Origin of the sequence: Mycolicibacterium chubuense (assembly GCF_001044255.1) — a bacterium.
Taxonomy (GTDB): Bacteria; Actinomycetota; Actinomycetes; order Mycobacteriales; family Mycobacteriaceae; genus Mycobacterium; species Mycobacterium chubuense.
In genome coordinates this window covers 45,484-61,583 of record NZ_JYNX01000059.1, presented here as the reverse complement: position 1 = coordinate 61,583, position 16,100 = coordinate 45,484, and the positions used below count along the sequence as shown (strand labels likewise).

Sequence of the window (16,100 nt, the reverse complement as noted above, 5' to 3'; positions counted from 1 at the left end):
GTGCGTGGTCCCTTCGCTCTTTCGCATCCGGCCCGGAGATCGGGTCGTTGCGTAGGGAGTACCTGAACGCCCCACATCTGAAACCCGCCTCAGGTACCCCACAGAAAGCAGTAGTGCGCTACTGCAGCCATCACCCCGTACTGCCGCGAGGCTGAAACCACGCGGAACCTGGTGCGCAGCCGCGGAGGGGACGGCTGCGCGCCGGGTTCACCGCTCTCGGGCAGCGTCGCGAGTGGCACGGTCAGGCAGGAACGCCCCAGCCTTCTCCACCGTCAGGGCGGAGTTGAGCACGGCGGCTTGCAAGACGGCTTCGAGTTGGTCGACCCCGATGCTGCGGAGGTCGTCCCGTCTATCGGCGCCGAGCATTCCCAGCGACCACAGTTCGTCGAGCATCCCGGTCATGAAGGAATCGCCCGCACCGACGGTGTCCACCATCTGAACCGGACGGGCGGGAACGCGCACCGATCCCGCCGCGGACACGGCATAGGCCCCTTCTCCGCCCATCGTGATCGCCACAACGGCAGGGCCTTTCCGGGCCCACCGCTGCGCCACCTCTTCCGGGGTGCTGTCGGGGTCGAGCCACCGAAGATCCTCGTCGCTGGCTTTGACGACATCGCTGCGTTCCACGAGACGCTCGATCTGGTCCGTCGTGTGCTTCGGGTCGGTGACCAGGGCGGGACGCACATTCGGGTCGAAGGAGATCGTCGCCGACCCATGGAAGTGCTCGACGAGATCTGCGACAGCCCAGCACCCAGGCTCCAGGACGGTGGCGATCGAGCCGGTGTGGAGCACCAGAGGCGGATCGACGTCGGGAGTGCCGTCCAGCTGCCAGGCGATGTCGAACGTGTAGGTCGCCGCCCCGTCCGCGTCGAGCAGCGCCCGCGCCACCGGCGTCCGGTGCGCCCCTGCGCTGCCCTCCAGCAGGTGCACACCGGCGGCGGCCACGTAGTCGGCGATCAGACTTCCGCGGTCGTCGTCGCCGATCGACGTCAGGAAATCGACGTCCCGCTCGAGCCGCGACAGGCCCACCGCGACGTTCAACGGGCTTCCTCCGACGTGCTCGGAGGTCGCTTGCCCCTCACGTTCGACGATGTCGATCAGCGCCTCGCCGATGACGAGCGCGCGGCTCATCAGCGGTCTTCCCTGAGCTTCTCGAGAGTTGCCCGTGCGCCTTCGCTGTGCAGGGATTCCAGCGCCCACCGGTAGGCCTCGACGAAGCGGGCTTGCTGCGCGAGATCGCCGAATACCTCTGCATTCTCGACGAAGGCCAACGGATCATTCCGCTGCGACCGCGCAATCGGGATCAGGGAGTCCGCGAGGTGGTCGACCACCTCGATCGCCTCGCCTTGCTCGTCGACCCCCTCGGCATAGCGCGCCCAGCTCGCCACGATCGCCGCGGAGAGGCGGACCGGCCTGTTGCTCTGGAGATTGGCGCGGATCACAGGCAGCAGCCACTTCGGGATGCGGTCGGAGGAGTCGGCGCACAGCCGCGCAATGGTGTCCCGCACCCCCGGATTGGCGAAGCGTTCGATGAGCGTTCGCTTGTAGTCGGCGAGGTCGATGCCCGGAACGGGTTTGAGAGTCGGGGTCGCCTCTGAATCCATGTATGCCACAAGAAATTCCGCGAAGAGAGGATCGCCCGCGGCCTCGTGCACGAGCCGATAGCCGGCCAGGTAGGCGAAGTAGCACAGACCCTGGTGGCTGGCGTTGAGCAGGCGCAATTTCATCAACTCGTACGGCGTGACGTCCTCGACCATGAGAACGCCGGCGTCCTCCAGTGGCGGCCGGCCCTCGGCGAAGTCGTCTTCGAGCACCCACGCGGTGAACGGTTCGGCGACCACCGGCCATTGGTCCTCGACGTCGTACTCTTGCGCCAGCGAGGAGACGACCTCAGGCGTCGTGACCGGCGTGATCCGATCCACCATCGAGTTGGGGAACTTCGTTTGACCTGTCATCCACTCGGAGAGGCCTGGATGATGTCTGTCGGCGTAGTCGGTGAACGCGCGCCGGGCGATGTCACCGTTACCCTCGATGTTGTCGCACGACACGATCGTGGGCGATGGGATACCGCGTGCCCGGCGCCGCGCCAGCGATTCGGTGACCAAGCCGAAAACCGAGAGCTCACCGGCGTTGTCGATCTGATAGCCGCCTTCGGTGATCGTCATCGACACCATCCGGGTGGTGGGAGCCGCCAGCAATTCGATCACCGCCTCCGGGTCATCCGGGGCGTAGCGGAAGTCCAGGATGGAGCCGATCACCCGAACGTCTCGAGAACCATCGGGGTTCATCAGGATCAACGTGTAGAGGCCGTCCTGTGCGTCCAGCGCCGCCTTCATCCGCTGGTCGGCGGGCATCACCCCGACACCGCAGATTCCCCATTCCCGGGCCAGGCCGCGCTCCAGCAACTGGTCCACGTACATCGCCTGGTGAGCGCGGTGGAATCCGCCAACTCCGAAATGCACTATGCCGATGCCGATCTCACTCCGGTCGTACGTGGGGCCGGCGACGGGGAGGTGGGCAAGGGTCGAGCGGTTGAGTTTCATGAGATCGCCACCACGGCCTTGACGCTACCGGGGACGCGGTCGGCGTCGAGAGCTTCCGCGGTCTCCTCGAGCGGGAATCTACTGGTGACCATCGCGTCGAGATCCACCAGTCCCCGTTCGACGAGCGCAATCGCGGAAGGCCATGTGTTGGCGTAGCGGAACACCCCCGTCACCACCAGCTCACGATTCTGGATCAGCTGGGTGGGGAGTGTCATCGTCTCCGCACCCGAGCCCACCAGGACCACGGATCCGGCTGGGCGCACCGTCGACATTCCTGCCATGACCGCTGCGGGAGCCCCCGACGCGTCGATGAAGGCGTCGACTCTCAGGTCCGCGAGATCGTCGGTGGCGGGATCGACGGCCGCCGTCGCCCCGAAGTCGCGGGCACGCATGCGGCGCGATTCGTCGAGGTCTGTCACGACAATGTCTGTGGCCCCGTAGGCGCGGGCGACTTGCGCGACCACGATGCCGATCGGTCCCGCCCCTGCGATCAGTACGCGCGAGCCGCCGGTCACCCCGGTCTTCCGGACGGCGGCGATTCCCACTGACAGCGGCTCGCACAGTGCGGCGGCTTCGTCGGAGATGGTGTCGGGCACCGGGTGGGCGAAGGTGGCTCCGATCGTCACATAATCGCAGAGCGCTCCATCCACCGGAGGTGTCCCGTAGAACCGCATGTGCGGGCAGAGGTTGTAGCGGCCGCTGCGGGTTTCGGCGCTGTCGGGGTCCGGTTTCTGTGGCTCGACCGACACTCGTTGACCCAGTCGCGAGCAGGGGACGCCGTCTCCGACGGCGACGATGGTGCCGGCGGCTTCGTGGCCGAGCACGAGCGGGCCGTCGACGAGGAAACTCCCGACCCTGCCGTGCCGGTAGTAATGCGTATCCGACCCGCACACGCCTACGGCTGACACGTGGACCAGCACTTCTCCGCTCGCTGGGGCCGGGATCGGCCGATCTTGAATGTCGATCACTTCCGGTTCGACGAGGACTGCGGCCCGCATCTGCCCCTTCGGATCGAATGTTGTGTGCGTCACATTACCCATGCTAACGTGATGAGCATAATAACGCACCCCTGAGCATTTGCTCACGGGTCAGCCTTCCGAGAGCGATGTTCATGGCCCGACCAACGACCAACGGCAGCAGCGCCGGCCTGCGCCCGCAGCAGGGTCGGTCGCGCGAGCGCTCGCCCGACGAAGTGCGGTTGGCACTGCGGGCGGCGACGCTCTACTACCTCGACGGGCTGACGCAGGCGGAGATCGCCGCCCGTCTCGGCGTTTCGCGACCGACTGCCGGTCGGCTCGTCGCCAGGGCGAAGGCGGACGGACTGGTTCGTATCGAGGTGGTCGTGCCGTCGGAGGTCAGCGACGATCTCCACGCCGCAGAGGAGCGGGAGCTGGAACGCAGATTCGGCCTGACCGAGGTCGTCATCGCCGGCCGCGGTGTCGATGTCGGAGCGTTGTCGGGACCGGCGGGATTCGCCAGCGTCGGCCGTGCCGCCGCGGCGCTGCTGACACGGCGGTTGTCGCCCACCGACACCATGGGATTCACCTGGGGCCCCGAACAGGTCGCGGTCGCCACGGCGCTGACGCCCGGGTTGGCGACCTGCCGCGCGGTGGTTCAACTCGACGGCGCCATATCGACGATCACCTATCAGACGGGTGCTGACTACATTCTGGGTCACTGCGCAGACGCACTGCGTGCGGAGGCCATCCGGCTACCCGCACCCCTGTACGCCGATCCGTCGACGGTGGCTTCGCTGCAGCAGGATTCGGTGATCTCCCGCACCCTGCTCGCGGGCCGTCGAGCCGAGTTGATGCTCTTCGGTGTCGGCGCCGTCTCGACATCGACCACATTGTTCGAGGGCAGCTTCCTCGACACCGGGATGCTCGACGAGTTGGTGGCACTGGGTGCGGTGGGAGAAGTCGGTGGGAGATTCTTCGATTCAGAGGGCGCCCCCGTGGAGACCGATCTGCTTCAGAGGGTGATCTCGGTCCCGTTGGAAGACATCCGCAACTGCACCAAGACCATTCTGATCGCTAGCGGTGCCGCCAAACACGCGGCAGCTCTGGGCGCACTGCGGGGCGGTCTGGCCCGGTTTTTGGTTTGTGATATCGACTGTGCCCGTTGGCTACTCGGCCATGACAAGTGAGGTGAAGGTGAAGAAGCTACGAAGAGCTGTACGCCGACTGACGGTGTGCGCGGCCGCGTCCGGGCTAATGTTGACCGCCGGATGTTCGGGGGCGGGGAGTCTCGGGGCGTCGGACAACGAGGTGACGATCGCTCTGGTGTCGAACTCGCAGATGACGGACGCGCAGAAGCTGGCGCCGGAATTCGAGAAGGAGAACCCCGGCGTCAGGCTGAAATTCATCTCCTTGTCGGAGAACCAGGCCCGGGCCAAGATCACCATGTCGACGGCGATGGGTGGGAGCCAGTTCGATGTCGCGATGATCAGCAACTTCGAGACACCACAGTGGGCCAAAGACGGTTGGCTGCTTCCGCTGTCGGACTATGCGAAGAACACCCCCGGATACGACGAGGCCGACTTCATCCCGTCGCTGCGCGAATCGCTGTCGTACGAGGGCAACATGTACTCGGTGCCGTTCTACGGCGAGTCGTCGTTCCTGATGTACCGCAAGGACATGTTCGAACAGGCCGGCATCACGGTCAATCAGGATCCGAACTACCAGCCGACCTGGCCGGAGGTCGCGGACTGGGCCAAGACCATCAAGGCCAAGCAGGTCTCGGACGCCGGTATCTGCCTACGCGGTAAGCCGGGTTGGGGTGAGGTGCTCGCGCCGCTGGACACGGTGATCAACACCTTCGGTGGTCGGTGGTTCGACGAGAAGTGGAACGCTCAGCTCGACAGCCCCGAGGTCAAGAAGGCGGTCAACTTCTACGTCGACACGATCAAGGAGTCCGGCGAACTCGGCGCATCCTCGACCGGTTTCCAGGAATGCGCCAACCTCTTCGGCCAGGGGCAGACGGCGATGTGGTACGACGCGACGTCGGCGGTGTCGGTGCTCGAGGATCCCGAAACATATCCGGACCTGGTCGGCAAGATCGGCTACCTGCCGGCGCCGATTGTCGAGAAGCCCAATTCGGGGTGGCTCTACACCTGGTCGCTGGGGATCCCGAAGGCCGCCAAGAATCCCGACGGCGCCTGGAAGTTCATCTCGTGGATGACCAGCAAGGACTACATGAAGCTGGTCGGTGAGAAGCTGGGCTGGGCCCGGGTCCCACCCGGAAGCCGGACCTCGACGTACACGGATCTTCCGGAATACGAGGCGATCTCGAAGTCCTACGGTCCTCTGACACTGAAGTCGATCACCAACTCGACACCGGACAAGCCTACGGTGCAACCGGTTCCGTACACCGGTGTGCAGTTCGTCGGGATCCCCGAGTTCCAGGATCTGGGCACGCGGGTGAGTCAGCAGATCAGCGCGGCGATCGCCGGCCAGATATCGGTCGACGAGGCGCTCAAGCAGTCACAGCAATACGCCGAAGTCGTCGGCAAGAGCTACCAGGAGAAGTGATGACTCTTACTGCTCATACCGAATCGGATGCCGGCCAGGGGGCAGTCGCCGAACGGGTCCGCAAGATTCGCGAGCGCCAGGACATCGGGGTGAGCCGCGCCGAGGGATGGCGGCGGCGGGGACCGCTGCTGCCCGCGCTGATCTTCATGATCGCGGTGACGCAGGTGCCGTTCCTGTTCACGTTGTACTACTCGACATTGTCGTGGAACCTGGTTCGGCCGCGGTCACGCCAGTTCATCGGGATCGACAACTATGTCGCGGTCGTCAAGGACAGTCAGTTCTGGTCGGTGGCGGGCAACACCGTCATTCTGATCGTCGGGGTGGTGCTCATCTCGGCGCTGTTCGGCTTGTTGATCGCCTTGCTGCTGGACCGGACGTTCGTGGGGCGTGGCGCCGTTCGCACACTCTTGATCACCCCGTTCCTGATCACCCCCGTTGCGGGCGCCCTGATCTGGAAGACCACCATTCTGGATCCCAACAACGGCATCCTCAACTGGGTGCTGTCGCTGGCGGGTCTCGGACCGGTCGACTGGATCGGTCAGTTCCCGCTGACGATGGTGATGGTGGAATTGATCTGGCAGTGGACGCCGTTCATGATGCTGTTGATCCTCGCGGGTCTGACATCGATGCCGCGTGACCAGCTCGAGGCGGGTCGGGTCGACGGGGCGACTGCGTTCCAGCTCTTCCGCGAGTTGACGTTGCCCCACCTGCGGCGGTTCATCGAGTTGGGCGTGGTGCTCGGCGCGGTGTACCTGGTCAACACGTTCGACGCCATATTCATGATGACCCAGGGTGGTCCCGGCGTGGCCAGTGCGAACCTTCCGTTCTACATCTACCAGCGCGCGTTCCTGGGCTTCGACATGGGCCAGGCCGCGGCGATGGGCGTGGTGGTCGTCATCTTCACGATGATCATCGCCAGCTTCGCGCTTCGGCTGATTTTCAAATCGTTCTCCGGCAAGGAAGAGGCTGCCTGATCATGACGACTACTGCTGAAAGAGACACGGCGACAGACGATGCCGTTCCGGTGCGGAAGAAGAAGTCGAAGAAGTTCAGCCCGTGGGGTGTCGTCGCCTGGCTGGTAGGGCTCGGGTTCTTCTTCCCGGTGTTCTGGATGGTCCTGACGTCGTTCAAGCCGGAAAGTGCCGCGGCGACTAAACCGCCGACGTTGTTCTTCACCCCGACGCTGGATCAGTACGGTGCGGTGTTCTCTCAGGGCATCGGACCCGCCATGCTGAACTCGGTGTTCGCCACCGCCATGTCGACGATCCTGGTGCTGCTGTTGGGTGTGCCGGCCGCGTTCGCGCTGTCGCTTCGACCGGTTCGCAAGACCTCGGATGCGCTGTTCTTCTTCATGAGTACCAAGATGCTGCCCGTCGTCGCGGCGATCCTGCCGTTGTACGTGATCGTGTCCAATCTCGGCCTGCTGGACAACATTTGGGCCCTGGTCATTCTCTACACGTCGATGAACCTGCCGATCGCGATTTGGATGATGCGTTCGTTCTTCCTCGAAGTGCCGGGTGAGCTCCTCGAGGCCGCAAGTCTGGACGGCGCCAGCCTGTGGCGGTCGGTGCGAGAAGTGATCCTGCCGTTGGTCTCACCCGGCATCGCTGCGACTGCGCTCATCTGCGTGATCTTCGCGTGGAACGAGTTCTTTCTCGCCGTGAACCTGACCGCCGTGAACGCCCAGACGATGCCGGTGTACCTCGTCGGTTTCATCGCCGGCGAGGGCCAGTACTGGGCCGTGCTCTCGGCAGCCGCGACCATGGCGGCACTTCCCGTGATCCTGTGCGGGTGGTTCGCACAGAACAAGCTGGTGCGCGGACTCTCGTTCGGCGCGATCAAGTAGAACCTCCACCCCCTGACCACCGACACTCCCGAGGATAGAGAGCTAGACACATGGCATCGATCACCTACAAGAACGCGACCTGCATCTACGAGGGCTCCGACAAGCTCGCGGTCGACAACCTCAATCTCGACATCCAGGACGGCGAGTTCGTCGTCCTGGTGGGGCCGTCCGGTTCCGGCAAGAGCACTGCGCTGCGGATGCTCGCCGGCCTGGAGGACATCGACGAGGGCGCCATCGAGATCGGTGGCAAGGACATGACGGGTGTGCCATCCAAGGACCGCGACATCGCGATGGTGTTCCAGAACTACGCGCTGTATCCCAACAAGACGGTCGCCGAGAACATGGGCTTCGCACTGAAACTGCGGGGCGTGCCGGCTGACGAGAGGCGCAGGAAGGTCGAGGAAGCCGCCAAGGTGCTCGACCTCACCGAGTTCCTCGACCGCAAGCCCGCCAAGCTCTCGGGCGGTCAGCGGCAGCGGGTCGCCATGGGACGTGCCATCGTCCGTGAGCCACAGGTGTTCTGCATGGACGAGCCGTTGTCGAATCTCGACGCCAAGCTGCGTGTGCAGACCCGTACCCAGATCGCCGCCCTGCAGCGGCGGTTGGGGACCACGACGGTCTACGTCACCCACGACCAGGTCGAGGCGATGACGATGGGGGACCGCGTGGCGGTGCTCAAAGGCGGCAAACTGCAGCAGTTCGCCGCGCCGAACGAGCTCTACGACCGTCCGGCCAACGCCTTCGTCGCGGGCTTCATTGGATCGCCGGCCATGAACCTGTTCACCGCGTCGGTGGTGGACAACGGTGTTCGCGTTGGCGACTCGGTGTTCGAACTCGAGCGCGATCAGATGTCGATCCTCTCGGGGGCAGGGCTCACCGAGGTCACCGTCGGCATACGGCCCGAGCAACTCGAAATCACCGAGTCCGGTGGCGCCGAGGTCGTCGTCGACCTGGTCGAGGATCTCGGAAGTGAGGCATTCGTCTATACGCACGCGGGTTCGGGCTCGAGCGGTGTGGAACTGGTGGCACGCTGCAATCCGCGCACGGCGCCCAGACTGGCCGATACGGTGCGCCTCCGTAGGCATCCCGAGGGGGCGGTGCACCTCTTCGACCCGAAGTCGGGCGAACGCCTCAACTGACATGCGGGCGCTCCGCAGGCTTGGGGCGAAGCCGCCACCTGGTGAAGTTCGTCGACGCTGACGGTCATCTGTGGGCAGTCAAGGACATGCCTCCGCGGGTGGCGGTGAAGGAGTACGACGTCCTGCGGCGGCTCGCCGCCTCCGAACAACTCGCCCATGCCGCACGTGATCACACGGGGACTCCCATCCAGGCCTACTGCGATCTGCTCGAGGTGCGTTGGCTTCTCAGCGAAGATGTCGGACGCGACGTCGGCACGACCGCAGCGCTCGCGGCGCTCACCCGCCAAGTCGTCCCGGTTGATTCGGCCGCGACAATGGCCATCGCCGAGATACCGACGGCGCCGTTTGCCGTACTCAGCCTCGACGACGACTGAGATCCGCGCCTAGAGGAGGCCGCGCACCTGCTCGCTGAGCGCGACCCCCAGATCGTGGTTGTTCTGCTCGGTGAAGTGCACGCCGTCTACGCCGTCGGTGGAGATCACCGAGCCGGCGTCGAAGAACGGCACCTTCACGAAACTGGCCATCGCGCTGTACACCTGCCCCAGCTGCGCCGTCTTCTCCTGGCTGCCGCCGAAGATGAGCTGGAACCACGGATGCGGGGTCGGCGCCAGCGGAGGCGGCGCCATCACCAGCACCTGCGGTGCCGGGTAGGCGGTGCCGACCCCGCCCGCACTGGTCAGCACCTGCGTCACCAGAAGCGACATCCCGAGCGCGATGTCGAGCGGGGTGCGGTGGAAGTTCGCCTTGGTGTCGTTGGTGCCCAGCATGAGGATCACCAGATCCAGCGGCAGATGGCTGGCCAGACACGACGGCAGGTATGCCGCCCCGTTCAGCCGGGGGTCGGTCGGGTCGTCGATGTTCGTGGTGCGGGCCGACAGACCTTCCTCGATGACGACATGTCCGTCGCCCAGCTGATCGGCGAGCACTCCGGTCCACCGTCGGTCGCGCGGGAACCGCTCGGTGGGCATCCCGTCGGCGACGGGCACCCAGCCCCAGGTCAGCGAGTCACCGAAGCAGAGAATCCTCTTGTCCGGCATGGTGATTCACTCGTCGTCGAGGACGGTGTAGAAGGACTCGCCGTCTTCGGGGGTTCCGTCGATCTGCCCGAGGGTGCGGCGGTCGGGTCGAACCTCGTCGGGCGCGCCGGCGGGCAGCACGTCGGGCACCTCGGCGGCCAGCTTCTCGTCGAGGGTCTCGTCCTCTTCGGCCTCGATCCACTCGTCGGGCGGGTCGACGACGGAGTCGCCGTCGTCGTTGCGCACCTCGTCGGAGTCGAGGGACTCGCTCGGTCCGAGGGTGTTGTCGGGGCCTGCGTCGTCGTAGTCGCCGTCACTGTCCATGCCCGAAAGTCTGCCCTACGCGGACGAACACTGATGGTCACCTGCGGATGTCAGGTGCGTGACCACCCCGCGGCCGGCCTGTTTTGCCCGGTACATGGCGCGGTCGGCCGATGTCATCAGGTTTCGGCGGTCTTCGCCGCTGCCGGTGGTGACCCCGACGCTCGCCGAGATGCTGATCGTCAGCGCGCCCACCGTGAACGGGGTCGCCAGCGCCTCGACGATGCGCTCGGCGATGCCCACCGCCGTCCGGTGGTCCGGCAGGCGCAGGCACAGCACCACGAACTCGTCCCCGCCCATCCGGGCCGCGAAGTCCTGCGGGCGGATCGAGCCACGGATGCGGTCGGCGACGATGGTCAACAACTCGTCGCCGACCTCGTGGCCGTGGGTGTCGTTGACGGTCTTGAAATCGTCGAGGTCGATGAACAGCAGACCGTTGCAGTCCTCCGGCGCCCCGTCGTCACGGGTCGACGCCAGGTGCGCGTCGAACGCCACCCGGTTGGCCAGTCCGGTCAGTGGATCGTGGGTCGCGGCGTGGCGGAGTTCGTCGTAGGCGAGGCGGCGGGCCGTGACGTCCTGGAGGTGGATCAACAGACGGGCGCCGTCATCGGTGTCTCCGCCGCGCAGCACCATCGTGGTGCGGTGCCCCCACATCGCCGTACCGTCCGGACGCAGATACCGGCATTCCGACTCGTGTGCTGTCAGCGCACCGCTGAGCAGCTGCGCACTGCCGTCCGGGCAGGAGTCGTCGGGGTGGACGAACTCGGCGACGCGGTGCCCGAGCAGCTGGTCGGACGCGCAACCGAGCATCGAGCACAGCGCTTCGTTGACCTGTTCGAGCACCCCGGTGCCGTCCGACACCGCGATGCCGATCGGTGAGTTGGCCACCACCGACTGCACGAGCTGCACGGCCGCATCCCGATCCTGTTCGGCCTTCACCCGCGCCGTCACGTCGCGCCACGAGGTGCGCAACTGGGCCGGCGCCCCGTCCGCATCGCGCACCAGCTGCCCGGCGACCTCCATCCACCGGTAGCGGCCGTCGCTGTGCCGCATCCGCAGCAGCATCGGCGCCGGCGCCGCCGCGGCGGGATCGAACCACTCGGTGGCTCGTGCCGTCGACTCGTCGTCGGGGTGCATGAACGCGTACGCGGTCCGGCCCACGAGGTCTTCGGGCGAATACCCGAGGATCGTCTGCACGGCCGGCGACACCCACAGGAACGTCGTGTCGACGAGCTGCCAGGCGACGACGTCGGGAGCGTGGTCGATCAGGAAGCGGTACAGCCGTTCGGATTCGGCCAGCCGGAGCTCGGTGGCCTGCTGACCGGACACCACGGCGAAGCGCACCACCACGTTGCGGGCGGCGCCGTCGACGACGTTGAACGGCACGCTGTCCACCCGCAGCCAGACATGCTCGCCGGCGCGGTCGCGGCCGGGACGGTGCACGCCGAGCACCGCGCCGCGCACCGGTCGGCCGGTCGCCAGCGCCTGGAGCGCGGGATGGTCCTGCGGCCGGAGCGCTACGCCGTGCACGTCGACCGCGGCCCACCGGGGGTCCGCCGAGCCCCGGCCCAGCATCTGAGCCAGCGACAGTCCCAGGATGTCCTCGGCTTCAGGGGTGGCCGCCTCGATGACGCCCTCTGCGGACTGCACGACCAGTCCGGCCACTTCACCGGGTCCGACCGTCAGTCCCACCGCCCCTGCTGCCGCCACGGCGCGTGCCGCCTCGTCAGTCACCCTTACTGAGTACACCCCGGACCGCTTCCGCGTTTCTTTGACACCGCAATGACCTGCCGGCGACGGTGATTTGTCATCGGTCCGTAAGAACCTGCCGGCCGTGGGTGCCGGCGGTGCTACCGTCCGCGGGGTGTATCGGGTGATCCAGTGGGGCACAGGCGCTGTCGGGACCGAGATGCTGACCGCGATCCTCGATCGACGTCGCGACGATCTGCACCTCGTCGGGGCCAGGGTCTACTCCGAGGACAAGAACGGCGTCGACGTCGGCGTCCTGGCCGGACGGGACCCGGTCGGTGTCGCGGCCACCACCGACGTCGAGGAGATCCTCGCGGTGGAAGCCGACTGCGTGCTCTACACGCCGCGCACCGCGCGGGTCGACGAGGTGTGCGCACTGCTGGCCAGCGGCAAGAACGTCGCCACGACCGCCTTCATGTTCCATCCGCGCCGCATGGCGCCGGCCGACCGGGACCGGGTGCTCGCCGCCTGCGAACTGGGCGGCACCTCCGTGCACGGCAGCGGGCTGAACCCCGGCAATCTGTCCGGAGTGCTTCCGCTTGCGTTGTCGGGCATGAGCCGGCGGATCGAGAAGATCACGCTGTGCGAACGAGCCGACTGGTCGGTCTACGAGAGCACCGGAATCACGTTCGACAACATGGCTTTCGGGCAGCCGGTGGAATCGATCAGTCCGACGGCCACGGACTTCCTGGCGTTCAACAGCTCGATCTTCGTCGAGCAGGTGTGGATGATCGGTGACGCGCTCGGAGTGGACCTCGACGATGTCACCGCGACCGTGGAAGCCGTTGCCGCGCAACAGGATCACCAGATCTTCGAGTACCGGCTGGACGCGGGGACCACCGCCGGACAGCGCTGGAACTGGGTCGGCCGCCGCGCCGGTGTGCCCCGTGTCGAGATCGAGACGTTGTGGACGGTCGGTGGTGAGTACCCCGGCCACTGGCCCAGCCCCCGGCACGGCTGGACGCTGACGATCGAGGGCGACCCGTCGATGCAGGCGCACTTCGTCTCGCTGGCCAGCTTCAGCCGCCCGGCGAGCATGGCCGAGCACGTGCGGTCGGCGAACGTAGCCACCGCGATGCAGGTGCTCAACGCCGTGCCCGAGATCTGCCGGGCCCCGGTCGGTTTCGCGACGACGGCGACGCTGCCGCTGATCCGCAACGCGCGGGCCTTCGACGCTCAGCCGTAGAACATCACCCAGTAGTCGGCAGTCCACGCGCCGCCGGAGCACTTCAGTGGCACGCCGTCGGGCGTCTGCGCCACGCCCGTCGCGTCGCCGCAGGGGGAGCGCAGCAGGCGCACCCCGGTCAGGGGCGGCGATGACACCCATGCTCCCTTCGAGCTGCACGCCAGCGTGTTGCCGCCGGCGTCCAGTCCGAAGTTGTACCGGGTGCCCTGGTTGCACTCGCCGCCGGCCTGAACACCCCGGTCCACATACGGAACACAGCCCGCGTCGTCGCAGGCCCCGGGGGACGCCGCGGCGGAGCCGACACCGAGTCCGAGCAACGGAGCGACGAGCAGACCACCCGCGAACGCGACCACACCACTGCGCTTCATGGGCACGAGCCTAGATCGTCGCCCCGCGATCATGAGCGGAGTTTGCCGGCATTGCCGCGACATCGGCCCGCAGCGCGTAGGGTGACCGACCATGAAGGCGCTGGTGAGTGCGGTGACGGGGGTGGTGCTCGGGGTGGGTGCCCTGTTCGGCGCGGCCCCGGCCGGCGCCGACGTGGTGGCCTATCTCGTGAACGTCACGGTGCGGCCCGGGTACAACTTCCCCAACGCCGACGCCGCGCTCGGCTACGGTCGCAGCATCTGCGACCGGGTGGCCGCGAAGACGAGCTATGCCGATCTGGTCAACCAGGTGAAGGCCGACTTCCGCACCGCCGATTACTACCAGGGCGCCTACCTGATCAATCAGGCCGTCAACGAGCTGTGCCCCGCGCAGATCTGGCAACTGCGGCAGTCGGCCGCCGGCTACATCCCCAGCTAGGGGCAGCTCACCTCGATCTCGAAGGGCTTGTTGACCGGCTGCATCGGGTTGGCCATGTCCACGCCCGTGGCGGTGCCGGAGATCTTGTAGGTCTTGTCGTTCTTCTCGACCTTGGCTTCGCCCTGACCCGCGCCGCTCTGGTAGCCCAGCGTCACGCCGTTGACGTTGCCGAGGCCCACCGATACCACCGAGGGGCTGTCGCCGGAGCTGACGACGGCGCCGATGCCGGTGCTGGCGTTGCCGATCGCGATGTTCGTGTTGCCGCCCATGTCCGAGCAGACGACGTTGCCCTGGATCTCCTGATCTGTGCCGTCGATGGTGACGGTCGTCTTGCCTTCGGCTGCGGCGGCCGACGAGGTCTCCCCAGAGGTCTCGGACTTCTTCTCCGAGGAACAGCCCGACAGGCCGGCGATGATGATCGCTGCGCCGCCGACGGCGACCAGGATTTCACGCTTCACCACGGTTCTCCTTTTGTGTCGTGTGATCCGTCAACACCGGCGGATCATCTCCAGCAGTATGGGTGGCGCCCTCGCCCGGGTTAGCCAAATTACGAAAATGTGACGAGCGCGGAAGGTGGCTGAGATGAAGACGTTGCGAACACCGGAGGACCGGTTCGCCGATCTGCCCGGCTTCGACTACCCGCCGCGATACACCGACATCCCCGACGGTGACGGGGCCACCCTGCGCATCGCATGGGTGGAGGACGGGCCCGCCGACGGCGACCCGGTGCTGATGTTGCACGGCGAGCCGACGTGGTCCTACCTGTACCGGCGGATGATCCCGATCCTCGCCGCGGCCGGGCGCCGCGTCATCTGCCCCGACCTTGTCGGCTTCGGCCGGTCCGACAAGCCCACCGAGGTCGAGGACCACAGCTACGCCCGCCACGTCGGGTGGATCCGCGCGCTCGTCGTCGACGTGCTCGGGCTGCGGGGCGCCACGCTGGTCGGCCAGGACTGGGGCGGGCTCATCGGGCTGCGCGTCGCGGCGGAGAACCCCGACGTGTTCGCGCGGCTCGTCGTCGCCAACACCGGGCTGCCGACCGGGGACCACCCGATGCCCGAGGTGTGGTGGCAGTTCCGCCGGTCGGTGGAGGCCAACCCCGAACTGCGGGTCAGCGACTACGTGCGGGCCGGCTGCGTGCGCCCGGTCGACGACGCCATCTGTGCGGCCTATGACGCACCGTTCCCGGACCCGACCTACCTGGCCGGTCCGCGGGCGATGCCCCTGCTCGTCCCCACCACCCCCGACGACCCGGCCTCGGAGGCCAACCGCGCCGCATGGAAGGCGCTGACCGGCAGGACGACGCCGGTGCTGGTGGCGTTCAGCGACGGCGATCCGATCACCGGCGCGATGGCGCCGATCTTCTCCGCGGCGCTGCCCGGCGCGGCCGGTGTGGAGCACCCGGTGATCGGCAAGGCCGGTCACTTCCTCCAGGAGGACGCCGGCGAGGAACTCGCCGCGGCGATCGTCGCGTTCCTCAGCAGGACACCCTGATCGCGAAGGTGCCCGACGTGCGGAAGCTCGGGTTGTCGGTGGCGAAGCCGTCCGCGGTGCCGGTGATCTCGTAGGTGCGGCCGCTCATCGTCACCGCCGCCTTCCCGCCGAGCCCTTCGTTGTAGCTGCCGGTGAACCCGCCGAGGTCACGGATCCCGACCGCGCGCACCGTCAGCGCGTCGGCGTTCGACACCACGGCCGAGACGCCGCTGCCGGCGTCGCCGGTGCTGATCGTCGTCATCGTGCCCGCGGGTGTGCACTGCACGGCTTCGGTGGTGCCGACGTCCTGACCGTTGACGGTCACCTGCGCGGTGCCCGCCACGAGTTGGCCGGCCGGCGGTCGATAGTCCGGCGGCGACGACGAACAGCCGGCCACCGCCGCGAGGGCGGCTGCGCCCACCATGGCGGCCGAAGCTCGTCGGATCATCACAATGGGAGAATCTACGACGTGGCGGCCCCCGATATCAGCGAT

The 16,100-nt window shown here is 66.9% G+C and carries 17 protein-coding genes and 1 pseudogene; 9 read left to right on the top strand and 9 right to left on the bottom strand.

Annotation, left to right across the window (positions count from 1 at the left end):
• Positions 1-207 precede the first annotated feature (207 nt).
• Genes MCHUDSM44219_RS20475 through MCHUDSM44219_RS20465 form a run of 3 tightly spaced genes read right to left on the bottom strand, consistent with a single transcriptional unit; the run spans position 208 to position 3,541 of the window.
• Positions 208-1,131, bottom strand: a complete 924-nt coding sequence (locus MCHUDSM44219_RS20475; RefSeq protein ID WP_048420091.1) for a carbohydrate kinase family protein — start codon at positions 1,129-1,131, stop codon at positions 208-210.
• Positions 1,131-2,543, bottom strand: coding sequence for a mannitol dehydrogenase family protein (locus tag MCHUDSM44219_RS20470; protein ID WP_048420090.1), 1,413 nt, complete (start codon positions 2,541-2,543; stop codon positions 1,131-1,133). Before MCHUDSM44219_RS20470 ends, MCHUDSM44219_RS20475 begins: the two co-directional genes overlap by 1 nt.
• The gene (locus tag MCHUDSM44219_RS20465; RefSeq protein WP_048420089.1) at positions 2,540-3,541 is read right to left on the bottom strand and encodes an NAD(P)-dependent alcohol dehydrogenase; all 1,002 of its coding nucleotides are present in this window, start codon (positions 3,539-3,541) and stop codon (positions 2,540-2,542) included. Before MCHUDSM44219_RS20465 ends, MCHUDSM44219_RS20470 begins: the two co-directional genes overlap by 4 nt.
• 113 nt (positions 3,542-3,654) lie before the next feature.
• Between MCHUDSM44219_RS20465 and MCHUDSM44219_RS20460 the strand changes: the two genes are divergently transcribed.
• The 6 genes and pseudogenes from MCHUDSM44219_RS20460 to MCHUDSM44219_RS20435 form a co-directional block, all read left to right on the top strand.
• Positions 3,655-4,689, top strand: a complete 1,035-nt coding sequence (locus MCHUDSM44219_RS20460) for a sugar-binding transcriptional regulator (protein WP_082162308.1) — start codon at positions 3,655-3,657, stop codon at positions 4,687-4,689.
• Entirely contained in the window at positions 4,679-6,073 is a 1,395-nt protein-coding gene (locus MCHUDSM44219_RS20455; RefSeq protein WP_048420088.1) for an ABC transporter substrate-binding protein, read from the top strand. Before MCHUDSM44219_RS20460 ends, MCHUDSM44219_RS20455 begins: the two co-directional genes overlap by 11 nt.
• Entirely contained in the window at positions 6,073-7,047 is a 975-nt protein-coding gene (locus MCHUDSM44219_RS20450; RefSeq protein ID WP_048420087.1) for a carbohydrate ABC transporter permease, read from the top strand. The genes MCHUDSM44219_RS20455 and MCHUDSM44219_RS20450 overlap by 1 nt, the downstream gene beginning before the upstream one ends.
• Before the next feature lie 2 nt (positions 7,048-7,049).
• On the top strand, positions 7,050-7,919 hold the full coding sequence (locus MCHUDSM44219_RS20445; RefSeq protein ID WP_048420086.1) for a carbohydrate ABC transporter permease: 870 nt from the start codon (positions 7,050-7,052) through the stop codon (positions 7,917-7,919).
• A gap of 50 nt (positions 7,920-7,969) precedes the next feature.
• Positions 7,970-9,058, top strand: a complete 1,089-nt coding sequence (locus tag MCHUDSM44219_RS20440; RefSeq protein WP_048420085.1) for an ABC transporter ATP-binding protein — start codon at positions 7,970-7,972, stop codon at positions 9,056-9,058.
• A gap of 152 nt (positions 9,059-9,210) precedes the next feature.
• A pseudogene (locus MCHUDSM44219_RS20435) lies at positions 9,211-9,432 on the top strand (DUF4032 domain-containing protein); the annotation flags it as partial.
• Positions 9,433-9,441: 9 nt separating this feature from the next.
• On the opposite strand, the gene MCHUDSM44219_RS20430 reads toward MCHUDSM44219_RS20435, so the two are convergent.
• The 3 genes from MCHUDSM44219_RS20430 to MCHUDSM44219_RS28530 are packed head-to-tail and all read right to left on the bottom strand — an operon-like array spanning position 9,442 to position 12,129.
• Positions 9,442-10,095, bottom strand: coding sequence for an SGNH/GDSL hydrolase family protein (locus MCHUDSM44219_RS20430; RefSeq protein ID WP_048420083.1), 654 nt, complete (start codon positions 10,093-10,095; stop codon positions 9,442-9,444).
• A gap of 6 nt (positions 10,096-10,101) precedes the next feature.
• The gene (locus MCHUDSM44219_RS20425) at positions 10,102-10,398 is read right to left on the bottom strand and encodes a hypothetical protein (protein ID WP_048420082.1); all 297 of its coding nucleotides are present in this window, start codon (positions 10,396-10,398) and stop codon (positions 10,102-10,104) included.
• A gap of 15 nt (positions 10,399-10,413) precedes the next feature.
• Positions 10,414-12,129, bottom strand: a complete 1,716-nt coding sequence (locus MCHUDSM44219_RS28530; RefSeq protein ID WP_131722334.1) for a sensor domain-containing protein — start codon at positions 12,127-12,129, stop codon at positions 10,414-10,416.
• A 175-nt stretch (positions 12,130-12,304) separates the two neighbouring features.
• Between MCHUDSM44219_RS28530 and MCHUDSM44219_RS20415 the strand changes: the two genes are divergently transcribed.
• Positions 12,305-13,330 carry an NAD(P)H-dependent amine dehydrogenase family protein gene (locus tag MCHUDSM44219_RS20415; RefSeq protein ID WP_048420133.1) on the top strand — a complete coding sequence of 342 codons (1,026 nt, stop codon included), beginning with the start codon at positions 12,305-12,307 and terminating at the stop codon, positions 13,328-13,330.
• Here the strand turns inward: MCHUDSM44219_RS20415 and MCHUDSM44219_RS20410 are convergent.
• Positions 13,321-13,698 carry a hypothetical protein gene (locus MCHUDSM44219_RS20410; RefSeq protein WP_048420081.1) on the bottom strand — a complete coding sequence of 126 codons (378 nt, stop codon included), beginning with the start codon at positions 13,696-13,698 and terminating at the stop codon, positions 13,321-13,323. The genes MCHUDSM44219_RS20415 and MCHUDSM44219_RS20410 overlap by 10 nt on opposite strands.
• A 91-nt stretch (positions 13,699-13,789) precedes the next feature.
• Between MCHUDSM44219_RS20410 and MCHUDSM44219_RS20405 the strand changes: the two genes are divergently transcribed.
• Positions 13,790-14,134, top strand: a complete 345-nt coding sequence (locus MCHUDSM44219_RS20405) for a DUF732 domain-containing protein (RefSeq protein WP_048420080.1) — start codon at positions 13,790-13,792, stop codon at positions 14,132-14,134.
• Here the strand turns inward: MCHUDSM44219_RS20405 and MCHUDSM44219_RS20400 are convergent.
• Positions 14,131-14,592 (bottom strand): lipoprotein LpqH, encoded by a 462-nt coding sequence (locus MCHUDSM44219_RS20400; protein ID WP_048420079.1) that lies wholly within the window; start codon positions 14,590-14,592, stop codon positions 14,131-14,133. The genes MCHUDSM44219_RS20405 and MCHUDSM44219_RS20400 overlap by 4 nt on opposite strands.
• A 124-nt stretch (positions 14,593-14,716) precedes the next feature.
• On the opposite strand from MCHUDSM44219_RS20400, the gene MCHUDSM44219_RS20395 reads away from it, so the two are divergent.
• Positions 14,717-15,628 carry a haloalkane dehalogenase gene (locus tag MCHUDSM44219_RS20395; protein WP_048420078.1) on the top strand — a complete coding sequence of 304 codons (912 nt, stop codon included), beginning with the start codon at positions 14,717-14,719 and terminating at the stop codon, positions 15,626-15,628.
• On the opposite strand, the gene MCHUDSM44219_RS20390 is transcribed toward MCHUDSM44219_RS20395, so the two are convergent.
• Positions 15,612-16,055, bottom strand: a complete 444-nt coding sequence (locus tag MCHUDSM44219_RS20390; RefSeq protein WP_048420077.1) for a lipoprotein LpqH — start codon at positions 16,053-16,055, stop codon at positions 15,612-15,614. The two genes, MCHUDSM44219_RS20395 and MCHUDSM44219_RS20390, sit on opposite strands and share 17 nt — an antisense overlap.
• Between the last annotated feature and the right edge of the window lie 45 nt (positions 16,056-16,100).

Bases quoted from the DNA above. Each gene is read 5' to 3' on its own strand.
- MCHUDSM44219_RS20410 (WP_048420081.1), bottom strand. From the start codon at position 13,698: ATGAAGCGCAGTGGTGTGGTCGCGTTCGCGGGTGGTCTGCTCGTCGCT.
- MCHUDSM44219_RS20455 (WP_048420088.1), top strand. From the start codon at position 4,679: ATGACAAGTGAGGTGAAGGTGAAGAAGCTACGAAGAGCTGTACGCCGA.
- MCHUDSM44219_RS20445 (WP_048420086.1), top strand. From the start codon at position 7,050: ATGACGACTACTGCTGAAAGAGACACGGCGACAGACGATGCCGTTCCG.
- MCHUDSM44219_RS20390 (WP_048420077.1), bottom strand. From the start codon at position 16,055: ATGATCCGACGAGCTTCGGCCGCCATGGTGGGCGCAGCCGCCCTCGCG.
- MCHUDSM44219_RS20450 (WP_048420087.1), top strand. From the start codon at position 6,073: ATGACTCTTACTGCTCATACCGAATCGGATGCCGGCCAGGGGGCAGTC.
- MCHUDSM44219_RS20460 (WP_082162308.1), top strand. From the start codon at position 3,655: ATGGCCCGACCAACGACCAACGGCAGCAGCGCCGGCCTGCGCCCGCAG.
- MCHUDSM44219_RS20425 (WP_048420082.1), bottom strand. From the start codon at position 10,398: ATGGACAGTGACGGCGACTACGACGACGCAGGCCCCGACAACACCCTC.
- MCHUDSM44219_RS20440 (WP_048420085.1), top strand. From the start codon at position 7,970: ATGGCATCGATCACCTACAAGAACGCGACCTGCATCTACGAGGGCTCC.
- MCHUDSM44219_RS20470 (WP_048420090.1), bottom strand. From the start codon at position 2,543: ATGAAACTCAACCGCTCGACCCTTGCCCACCTCCCCGTCGCCGGCCCC.
- MCHUDSM44219_RS20415 (WP_048420133.1), top strand. From the start codon at position 12,305: ATGCTGACCGCGATCCTCGATCGACGTCGCGACGATCTGCACCTCGTC.
- MCHUDSM44219_RS20395 (WP_048420078.1), top strand. From the start codon at position 14,717: ATGAAGACGTTGCGAACACCGGAGGACCGGTTCGCCGATCTGCCCGGC.
- MCHUDSM44219_RS20475 (WP_048420091.1), bottom strand. From the start codon at position 1,131: ATGAGCCGCGCGCTCGTCATCGGCGAGGCGCTGATCGACATCGTCGAA.
- MCHUDSM44219_RS20430 (WP_048420083.1), bottom strand. From the start codon at position 10,095: ATGCCGGACAAGAGGATTCTCTGCTTCGGTGACTCGCTGACCTGGGGC.
- MCHUDSM44219_RS20465 (WP_048420089.1), bottom strand. From the start codon at position 3,541: ATGCGGGCCGCAGTCCTCGTCGAACCGGAAGTGATCGACATTCAAGAT.
- MCHUDSM44219_RS20405 (WP_048420080.1), top strand. From the start codon at position 13,790: ATGAAGGCGCTGGTGAGTGCGGTGACGGGGGTGGTGCTCGGGGTGGGT.